This window comes from Pengzhenrongella sp. (assembly GCF_036565025.1).
In the GTDB taxonomy this organism is placed as follows: Bacteria; Actinomycetota; Actinomycetes; order Actinomycetales; family Cellulomonadaceae; genus Pengzhenrongella.
In genome coordinates this window covers 1-9821 of the sequence record NZ_DATCNW010000120.1, presented here as the reverse complement: position 1 = coordinate 9821, position 9821 = coordinate 1, and the positions used below count along the sequence as shown (strand labels likewise).

General features: G+C 72.5%; 9 protein-coding genes. 5 read left to right on the top strand and 4 right to left on the bottom strand.

Going from position 1 to position 9821, the window contains the following annotated elements; translation table 11 throughout:
* Positions 1 to 186 precede the first annotated feature (186 nt).
* The 3 genes from VIM26_RS06770 to galK are packed head-to-tail and all read left to right on the top strand — an operon-like array spanning position 187 to position 3451.
* Positions 187 to 1023, top strand: a complete 837-nt coding sequence (locus VIM26_RS06770) for a DeoR/GlpR family DNA-binding transcription regulator (protein WP_331949588.1) — start codon at positions 187 to 189, stop codon at positions 1021 to 1023.
* The gene (gene galT / locus VIM26_RS06765; RefSeq protein ID WP_331949587.1) at positions 1020 to 2207 is read left to right on the top strand and encodes a galactose-1-phosphate uridylyltransferase; all 1188 of its coding nucleotides are present in this window, start codon (positions 1020 to 1022) and stop codon (positions 2205 to 2207) included. The genes VIM26_RS06770 and galT overlap by 4 nt, the downstream gene beginning before the upstream one ends.
* Positions 2204 to 3451: a galactokinase gene (galK, locus tag VIM26_RS06760; RefSeq protein WP_331949586.1), complete on the top strand. Its 1248-nt coding sequence runs from the start codon at positions 2204 to 2206 to the stop codon at positions 3449 to 3451. Before galT ends, galK begins: the two co-directional genes overlap by 4 nt.
* Positions 3452 to 3502: 51 nt before the next feature.
* Here galK and VIM26_RS06755 read toward each other — a convergent pair whose 3' ends face one another.
* Entirely contained in the window at positions 3503 to 4306 is an 804-nt protein-coding gene (locus tag VIM26_RS06755) for an SDR family oxidoreductase (protein ID WP_331949585.1), read from the bottom strand.
* Here VIM26_RS06755 and VIM26_RS06750 point away from each other — a divergent pair.
* Entirely contained in the window at positions 4299 to 4532 is a 234-nt protein-coding gene (locus VIM26_RS06750) for a helix-turn-helix domain-containing protein (protein WP_331949584.1), read from the top strand. The two genes, VIM26_RS06755 and VIM26_RS06750, sit on opposite strands and share 8 nt — an antisense overlap.
* A gap of 218 nt (positions 4533 to 4750) precedes the next feature.
* Positions 4751 to 6445: a PAS domain S-box protein gene (locus VIM26_RS06745; RefSeq protein ID WP_331949583.1), complete on the top strand. Its 1695-nt coding sequence runs from the start codon at positions 4751 to 4753 to the stop codon at positions 6443 to 6445.
* A 12-nt stretch (positions 6446 to 6457) separates the two neighbouring features.
* Here VIM26_RS06745 and VIM26_RS06740 read toward each other — a convergent pair whose 3' ends face one another.
* The 3 genes from VIM26_RS06740 to VIM26_RS06730 form a co-directional block, all read right to left on the bottom strand.
* Positions 6458 to 7264 (bottom strand): exodeoxyribonuclease III, encoded by an 807-nt coding sequence (locus tag VIM26_RS06740; RefSeq protein ID WP_331949582.1) that lies wholly within the window; start codon positions 7262 to 7264, stop codon positions 6458 to 6460.
* Positions 7265 to 7337: 73 nt separating this feature from the next.
* Positions 7338 to 8762 carry a hypothetical protein gene (locus VIM26_RS06735; protein WP_331949581.1) on the bottom strand — a complete coding sequence of 475 codons (1425 nt, stop codon included), beginning with the start codon at positions 8760 to 8762 and terminating at the stop codon, positions 7338 to 7340.
* A 115-nt stretch (positions 8763 to 8877) separates the two neighbouring features.
* Positions 8878 to 9594: a lamin tail domain-containing protein gene (locus VIM26_RS06730; RefSeq protein WP_331949580.1), complete on the bottom strand. Its 717-nt coding sequence runs from the start codon at positions 9592 to 9594 to the stop codon at positions 8878 to 8880.
* Positions 9595 to 9821 lie beyond the last annotated feature (227 nt).

Genomic DNA, 9821 nt, shown 5'->3' with positions numbered 1-9821 from the left:
CAACGTCCGAGCGTTGACGTCCTATAGGACGTCAACGCTCGGACGTTGCGGGGTTTGTGCTGGGGTCCCTTGCCACGTCCGTTGGAGGGAAGCGACCGCCGTGGGGCGGCGGCGGAGATTGATCGGGCCAACATTGCGCTCGGCTCAGGTGTTGGATTTTGTTGAGTTGTGGTGAATACTGTTGACATGCTCGCTTCGCAACGCCAGGACCTGATCCTGGCGGACGTGCACGCGCACGGCGCCGTGCGGGTGACCGACCTGGTCGCGAGCCTCGCGGTGTCGGACATGACGGTCCGCCGCGACATCGCCGAGCTGGCGCGGCGCGGCCTGGTCCGCCGGGTGCACGGCGGGGCGGTCGACGCCCAGCCCACCGCGCACGAGCCCGACTTCGCGGTCAAGCGGACCCTCGCCGGCGTCGAGAAGCGCGCGATCGCGTGGGCCGCGCTCTCCTGGGTCACGCCCGGGTCCTCGATCGCGCTGTCCGCGGGCAGCACCGCGCACCTGCTCGCCGAGCTGATCGCCGGCGACCCCGCGCTGCGCCCGCTCACCGTCGTGACGAACTCCCTGCCGGTCGCCGACACGCTGCACGCCGCGTCGCGCCGACCCGGCGGCGGGACCCTCGACGTGGTGCTCACCGGCGGCGTGCGCACCCCGTCGGACGCCCTGGTCGGCCCGGTGGCCGACGGCGCACTGGCCGGCCTGCGCGTCGACCGCACCTTCCTCGGCGTGCACGGCCTCGGCCCGGACGGCCTGACCACCCCGAACCTGCTCGAGGCCCAGACCGACCGCGCGCTGATCGCCTGCGCGAGCGACGTCGTGGTGCTCGCCGACCACACCAAGTGGGGCGTGGTCGGGCTCGCCCGGATCGCTCCGCTCGAGGTCGTCGACGTGCTGATCTGCGACGATGCCCTGCCCGACGACGCCCGCAAGGCCGCCGGAGCCGCCGTCGGGCAGCTGCTGCTCGCGCCACCCACCAACCACCTTGACCATCACGCATCGACCACCGAACGAGGAGCACCGTGAGCACCACCTCCGTGCGACGCACGTCGACAACCCTGGCCGACGGCCGCGAGCTGATCTACTTCGACGACTCGGAGCCGTTCGTCTCCGGGGCGGCGACCCGCCGGCTCGACGACCCACGCCCGCTGGTCGACCGGTTCGCGCCCGTGGTCGGCGACGACGACGTCGCGCGCCCGATCGAGAGCCCGGAGCTGCGCCGGGACCCGCTCACCGGGGACTGGATCCCGATGGCCGCGAACCGGATGAACCGCACGTTCCTGCCCGCCGCGGCGTCCAACCCGCTCGCTCCGGCGAAACCCGGCGCGGCGTACTCCGACGGGGAGATCCCGGCCGAGGACTACGACGTCGTCGTCTTCGAGAACCGCTTCCCGTCGCTGCTGAACGTCCCCGGCGCAGGGGATGCGATCACCCACAGCGCCGGCGAGGAGCTCTTCGTTGCCCGACCGGCCAACGGCCGCTGCGAGGTCATCTGCTTCAGCGCGGACCCGACCGCCTCGCTCGCCTCGGTCACGCCGAAGCGGATGCGGACCATCATCGAGGCGTGGGCCGACCGCACGGCCGCGCTCGGCGCGCTGCCCGGCATCGAGCAGGTGTTCGCCTTCGAGAACCGCGGCAAGGAGATCGGCGTCACGCTGCACCACCCGCACGGCCAGATCTACGCGTTCAGCTACCTCACCCCGCGCACGCAGGCGCTGCTCACCCAGGCGCGCGAGCACTTCGAGCGCACCGGCGGCCTGCTCGGGCGCGACATCCTGGACGCCGAGCTGCGGTCCGGCAAGCGGATCGTGCTGCAGACCGAGCACTGGGTCGCCTACGTGCCGTTCGCGGCGCGCTGGCCGGTCGAGGTGCACCTCGCGCCGCGCCGCGACGTGCCCGACCTGCCCGCCCTGACCGACGCCGAGCGCGCCGACCTGGCCACCGCGTACCTCGAGCTGCTCGCCATGCTGGACCGCTTCTTCGTCACGCCCGACGGCGACCCGATCACGCTGCCGTACATCTCCGGCTGGCACCAGGCACCCGTCCGCGAGGGACGCGACCTGTCCCGCCTGCACCTGCAGATCTTCTCCGTGCTGCGCGCCCCCGGCAAGCTCAAGTACCTCGCCGGCGTCGAGTCGGGCATGGCCGCCTGGATCAGCGACACCACCCCCGAGCGAATCGCGACCCGGCTGCAGGAGGTCGCCCGATGAGCGCGCCGCAGTGGCTGGACGCGTGGGACCCGAGCGACGGCGCCGAGCGCGCGGCGGCGAGCTTCCGGACCCGGTTCGGCACCGAGCCCGACGGCATCTGGTCGGCGCCCGGGCGGGTCAACCTCATCGGTGAGCACACCGACTACAACGGCGGGCTGTGCCTGCCGATCAACCTGCCGCACCGCACCTACGTCGCGCTGCGGCGCACCTTCCGCAGCGGGCCGGGGGGCGCCGACGTCGAAGAGGTGCGCCTCGCCTCGGCGCAGGAGCCGGACGCCGGGGTGTGGAGCTCGACGCTCGCCGACATCGGACCGGGCACGGTGACCGGTTGGCCGGCCTACGCCGCCGGCGTGGCCTGGGCGCTGCGCCGCGAGGTCGACACGCTCGGCGGGTTCGACGCCGTGGTCGACTCGTGCGTGCCGTACGGCGCTGGCCTGTCGTCGTCCGCGGCGCTGGAGTGCGCGTTCGCGGTCGCGCTCGACGACGCGTTCCATCTCGACTTCGGGGCCGACGACGCCGGGCGCGCGATCCTCGCCGCGGCGTGCATCCGCGCCGAGAACGAGATCGCCGGCGCCCCGACCGGCGGCATGGACCAGTCCTCCTCGCTGCGCGCGACCGCCGGGCACGCGCTGCTGCTCGACTGCCTCGACAACTCGGTGCGGCACGTGCCGTTCGACCTCGAGGCCTCCGGGCTCGCGCTGCTGGTCGTCGACACCCGCGCGGAGCACCAGCTCTCCGACGGCCAGTACGCCGCCCGCCGGGCGACCTGCGACGCGGCGGCGGCCCAGCTGGGCGTCGTCACGCTGCGCGAGGTCGACCCGGGTGCGCTCGAGGAGGCCCTCGCGGGCCTCACCGACGACGTCGTCACCGCCGACGTCGCGCGGCGCCGGGTGCGCCACGTCGTGACCGAGATAGCCCGCGTCACCGAGCTGGTCGCGCTGCTCGACGCCGGCCGCCCGGGCGACATCGGTCCGCTGCTGGACGCCTCGCACATCTCGCTCCGCGACGACTACGAGGTGAGCTGCGTCGAGCTGGACCTCGTCGTGGAGTCCGCGCGCGCGGCCGGCGCGCTGGGCGCCCGGATGACCGGCGGCGGTTTCGGCGGATCCGCGATCGCCCTGGTCGAGGTCGACCGGGTCGGGGCGGTCGCGGCCGCGGTGGCCGACGCCTTCGCGGCGCAGGAGCTGACCGCGCCGGCATTCCTCGTCGCCCACGCGTCGGACCCCGCCTCGCGAACGGTCTGAGGACCCTCCTTTCCCGGAGGGTTCAAATCTGACAACTCGGGGGGGGCGGGGTCAGAAGAGGGGCAGGGTTCCGCCGTCGACGACGTGCTGGCTGCCGGTGATGAACGCGGCCCGCGGGGAGGCGAGGAACGCGACCAGGTGCGCGACGTCGTCGGGCTGGCCGACCCTGCCCAGGGGGATGCCGATGGCGTCGACCAGCTCCTGGGTGGCCTGCTCGACGTCGGCGCCGGTCTCGCCCGCGTTCGCCGCTATCCGGGTGTGCCACGCCGGGGTGGCGATGACCCCGGGCACGACGGTGTTGACGCGAACCCCGTGCCGCGCGACCTCGTTGGACAGCCCCTTGCTGTAGGCGGTCAGCGCGGCCTTCGCCGCCGCGTACGGCAGGGAGGCCGCGCCCGGCAGCCGGGTCTGGCCCGACGTGATGTGGATGATGACGCCGCTGCGCCTGGCGATCATCGCGGGCAGGACCTCCCGGTCGAGGCGCACGGAGGCGAGCAGGTTGAGGTCGAGGTCGCGTTGCCAGTGCTCGTCGGTCATCGCCAGGGCACCCTGCGGGACGTACGCCTGGCTGCCGGCGTTGTTGATGAGCACGTCGACCGCGCCCAGGAGCTCCCGCGCGCGGTCGGCGAGCGCGGCGACGCCGGCCGGGGTCGCGAGGTCGGCGGCGACGAACTCGCCGGCGGTGGCGCCGTCGGCGGGGGTGCGCGCGGCGACGAGCACCCGGGCGCCGGCCGCGACGAACTGCCGCGCAATCGCTGCGCCGATGCCCTTGGTCCCGCCGGTGACGAGCACCCGGGAGCCGGCGAGGTCGAGGCCGTCGGGCGTACCTGTGGTTGCGGTGGTCGAGGTGCGCACGCTCAGCGACGGGGCCGAGCACCTGCGCGCCGACTTCGAGGTGCCGGTCGGGCAGTCGACGTTCAGCCACCACATGAAGACGCTGCGGGACGCCGGGGTCGTGCTCTCCAGGCCCGAGGGCACCCGCTGCTTCGTCTCGCTGCGCCCGGAGCTCGCGCAACGGTTCCCGGGGCTGCTCGAGGCGGTCCTGCTCGAGGCGGCCCGCGGGGCGCCCGCCCCCGACTGAGCAGGTATTCCGGGGGCAATCCGCCGCGAATGTCCGTACCGGCCGATCGTCCGGTCGCTACGCTACGGCGGTGGTCCGAAGGATCGACGTCCGACGGACCGGCGGCTCCTTTCGACGTCAGGTGCGGAGATGTGGTGGGGGAATCGACGATGCCGGCAGTGTCCACGGGTACCGGCGACCCGCCTGCGGTGGAAACGTATTCGCCAGCGAGTGCGCAGGTGAATGATGAGGCGAACACGCAACTGGACGCCCAGCGCCTGCTCGCGGAGAGCGAGCGGCGCTACCGGATGCTGGCCGAGAACGCCTCGGACGTCGTGATGTTCAAAGGCCCGGACGGCCTCATCAAGTGGGTGTCCCCGTCCGTCACCGCGATCGTCGGCTGGGCCCCGGAGGACCTCATCGGGCGCAGCGGGATCGAATTCACCCACCCGGACGATCTCCCGAAGGAGATCGCGGGGGGCGGGATTCCGGTGGGTCGAACGATGATCCGGAGCCGGTTCCGGACTGCCGATCGCGGCTGGCGCTGGTTTGACAGCACGCTCCGCACCGTCACGGACGAGTCCGGAACCGTCCTCGGCGTCGTCGGCAGCTCGCGCGACTGCCAGCCGGAGGTCGATGCGATCCAGGCGCTCACCGAGAGCGAGGAGCGTTACCGGCAGCTGGCCGAGAACGCCTCGGACCTGGTGTTCCGGGGGAACCCGAAGGGGATTCTGACCTGGGTCTCGCCGTCGGTCACGGCCGCCCTGGGGTGGACTCCGCAGGAGATGGTCGGCCGACCGGTCCCGACGTTCCTGCACCCGGACGATGTCGAGACCATGCGATCGGCGAGCAAGGGGGTCAACACCGGCATGCCGGTCGCCTACGAGGCGCGATTCAGCACAGCGGGCGGCAGCTTTCTCTGGCTGTCGGTCCAGGCCCGTCCGTTCACCGACAGCACTGGTTCCGTCGCGGGCAGGATCGCGAGCGCGCGGGTCGTCCAGGCGGAGCACGAGGCCCTCGAACTGCTGGCGCGCAGCGAGCGGCGGTTCCGCCTCGCCATGGAGTCCGCCCCGGGTGGAATGGCCCTGGTCGACCTGGACCGCCGGTTCGTCGAGGTCAACCCCGCCCTGTGCCGGATGCTGGGCCGCGACCAGCAATGGTTCCTGGCACGCGGCCTCAGCGACGTCCTCACCACCGCCGACGATGCGCTGGACGTGCTCCTGCACGCCGAGGCCCTGGCCGACGGCCATAGCTCCGCCACCGGGGAGATCGCCCTCGTGTGCGCCGACGGGACCTCCCGGTGGGTGCAGCACTCGGTCGGGGTGCTGCGCGGCGACGACGCCGCGCCGCGATCGTTCGTGTCCCAGTTCGTCGACATCACCGGCTCCCGGATGGCGCGCGAGGAGCTGCACTTCCAGGCCACGCACGACGCGCTCACCCTGCTCGCGAACCGCCGCGAGCTCCTCACCAGGGCCGACGCCATTCTTGCCGCCGAGCCACGCACCGGAACCCGGCTCGCGGTGCTGTTCCTCGATCTCGACGGGTTCAAGCCCATCAACGACGCGCACGGCCACGCCACCGGCGACCGCGTGCTGGTGGCGGTCGCCACCCGGATCGCCGCGCAGGTCCGCGGCGGCGATGTCGTCGCCCGGGTCGGCGGTGACGAGTTCGTCGTGCTGCTCCCGGCGGTGCACACCGTCACCGACGCCCAGCGGATCGCGGCGAAGATCACGCGGTCGGTCGCCCGACCGATCGACGTCGGCGCGCTCGAGGTCCAGGTCACGCTCAGCATCGGGCTCGCGCTCGCCGACCCCGGCGACAGCACCGACGACGTCCTGCAGCACGCCGACCACGCCCTGTACCGGGCGAAGCGCAGCGGTCGGGCTCGCACGGTCACCTTCGACCCCGACGTCGACCTGAGCCTGGGCGCGTAGTCCCGCTACTCGCTACAGGGAGTAGGTGACCACCAGCGGGGCGTGGTCGCTCCAGCGCTGGTCGTAGGCGACGGCTCGGTCGACGTCGGCCGCCAGGGCGGTGGCGGCAAGGTCCGGGGTCGCGAGCTGGTAGTCGATGCGCCAGCCGGCGTCGTTGTCGAACGCCTTCCCGCGCCAGGACCACCAGGTGTACGGGCCGGGGCCCGCGCCGCCGAGCTCGCGCCCGAGGTCGCGCCAGCCCAGGTCGTCGAACCAGCGGTCGAGGTACGCGCGCTCGGCGGGCAGGAAGCCGGCCGACTTGAGATTCCCCTTCCAGTTCTTGATGTCGTCGTTGGTGTGCGCAATATTGAGGTCGCCACCGACCACGACGTATCCGCCCCGCTCGGCGAGCTCCGCCAGCCGGGCGGTCACCAGCTCCAGGAACGCGTATTTCTCGTCCATCGACGGGGTGCCGACGGTCCCCGAGTGCAGGTACGCCGAGACGACGGTGAGCGTGCCGCCGCCGTCCGGCAGCTCGAGGTCCGCCTCGATCCAGCGCCCGGTGTTGGACGCGATGCCCACACCGAGCCCGGTGCGGAACGCCGTCATCGGCAGCCGCGACGCGATCCCGACGCCCGCGCGCCCCTTGGCGTCGGACACCTCGAGGGCGAGGTCCCAGCCGCTCGGCAGGAACCCCGTCAGCACGTCTGCGGGCGCGCGCACCTCCTGCAGCAGGATCACGTCCGGCTTGCGGTCATCGATCCAGCCGTCCATGCCCCGCCGGAAGGCGGCGCGGATCCCGTTCACGTTGGCGGTCGCTATCGTCAGCACGCGGCCCATCCTCTCCCGGGCGGCCCGCAGCCCCCGACCGCGTCCCAGCGACGCGAGCCCGGTCGGTCGTGCGGAGCGGGCGCTAGCCTGCGGCGCCGGCGACCACGTCGGCGAGGACCGAGTGCCCGAGGTTGTTCGGGTGCACATGATCCAAGGCGTACATGGTCGCGGCGTTCCACCGCGCGCCGGGGTCGGCCACCCTGACGGTGCCGTCGTGGAACTCCTGCTCGGCCACCACGGAGTCCACCATCGCGTCGAACGCCGCGAGGTTTGCTGCGGTCCGATTGGCGTCCCGGCCGTTGACCGCCAGGCCTGCGGACGTCGGGATGGGGTCTTTGACGACGACGATCTCGGGCGGCGTCGAGCTCGTTTCCAGGTATCCGTCGACGTAGAGCTCCCCGGCGCCCGCGCCCTTGGTGAGCACGACGGTGGAGGTGCCGGTCAGGCCGGTGATCCGAACGGCGACATCGTGGAAGGTGGTCCGCTCGGTGGTCCGCCCCACCGTCGTCCCCGACGCACGCGGGACCCCGTTGACTCTCACGGAGTACGGCGAGCCGGCTCCGGACGAGGGCGGGAACCCGATGAGCATCAGTGAGATCTCACTGGCGGACGTGGTGATCGTGAGGTGCTCGCCGGGGACGACGGTCTTGATCGCGGACCCGTTCCGGGCGCTCGTGACCGCCGCCGTCGTCCAGGCACCGGCCCGCACGACGGAGGCGTCCGTCTCCGGGCGCCACGCGCGCGACCGGTACATCCGCAGCAGGGTGCGCAACGAGCTCGGGAAGTCGACCTTCTCGGCAGCGTCGGCTCGCGACGTCACGTTGATCACGGAGTTGAGCACCGCGTCCAGGATCACCAGGCCTTGCGAGCCGGGTGCCCACGACTTCCCGGGCGCGTTGCCGGCGGTCCCCACCACCTGCCCCATCACCGCACCGGCGGTGCCGTTGTTGTCGGTCGTCGCGCGCAGCCGCGCGCCCGCCAGGGCGACGAAGCCGTGCGCGGGGTCGGTCGCTCCGCTGGCCAGGACGTAGCTGTTCCCGTAGGCGTACATCGAGAGCACCGGCAGCGGGCCGGTCACCGATGACCAGACCGCCTTCTCGTCGGCCCGGCGGAGCACCAGGTTCGCGTCGGGCTGGATCACCAGGTGGGTGGCCTTGCTACCCCTGGTCGCGGAGCTCCAGAGGGCCCGTCCGGCGGTGGAGTAGACGACGAGGTTGCCGTCGGTCTGCAGGTACAGCCGGTTGCCCGCGCCCGTGGTGCGAGTCGCCCATCGCGCGTCCGGTCCGTACACGACCGCATCGCCGTCGGGCCGCATGACGAACCGGGTGCTCCCGTTCGGCGCGACGATCCGCTGATCGCGGCCCAGCGTCTGGCCGGCGGTCAGCACGGCCGACTCTGCGATCGTCGCGGCGGGTGTGACGTCCGAGATCGGCGCGACGATGCACAGTCCAGCGAGCGATCCCATGATCGCCATCGCCCCGGCGCGAACTAGGAGCTGAGAACGCACGCGTGGCCTCGTCTCGGGCAGGACCTCCGGGATGGAGAAGCTCCAGCGCGACTGCCCGACGACCCCTTGACTCTTGGAGCCTTCTCTGCGGACCGAAAGTGCGCCGGCTCGCAGGTCAGCCGCGGCGGCGGGGTTCGACCCGGAGCGTGGCGGTGGCCGACGACGAGGCCGTGGTCGCGTTGCCGAGATAGGTCACCGTGACCTCGTGGGTGCCGACCGACAGGTTCCGGGGCAGCGCGGTGGCCGCGACGCCGAAGCCCGTCCGCCCGATCGAGGTGGCATTGCCGGGGGCCGGGGCCGGGCCGGGTCCGGCGAACGAGTTGGCGGTGGGCCCGTAGCCCACCAGGTCGACGACGGCGGCGTCCGTGGCGCACGCCACCGGCAGGCAGGTCAGGGCGGACTGGGTCGAGGCGAGCGCGACCTTACCGGCGGCACCGGCCATCGCGAGGGTCCCGGTCGCGTCGGGGGTCGGCTGGTCGAGCGTGCCGCCGGTGCCGCTGGCCTCCTGCACGAGGTAGGAGCCGCCGGCGGCGATCGAGCCGGTCAGGCTGGTCTTCGCCCAGGTGGACCCGGTCGCCGAGCCGTGCTGGACGGACCAGCCCGACACGTCGACCGCCGTCGGGCCGGTGTTGTGCAGCTCGATGAAGTCGCTCGTGAGGGTCGCGCCGGAGTTGCCGCCGCCGCCGTAGACCTCGTTGATGACCACCGGGCTCGCGGCGGATACCGCGCCGAGCGCAGGTCCTGCTCCTGCGAAGCTCACCGCGAGCGCGGTGAGGGCGGCTGCCGTGACGGCGCCTGCCCGTCGTGCCAAGCGACCCGTCGCTGCATTCATGTGTCGATCCCCCCGTACGCGAGGAATGCCCGTCGCGCGTCGTTCTTCAGGTAACGCCCGGATGCGCCCCAGCATGGCGTGCCGGGTGATTCCACAGGTGAACATCGGGGTAACAAATCGGTACACCAAAAGAAAAACGACGCCCCGAAAGCCGCCCGAAACAATGCAAATCCGACAAAACTCCCGACGCCCCCACCGAGTTGTCAGCCCGAGCGCGGTCTGGGGAC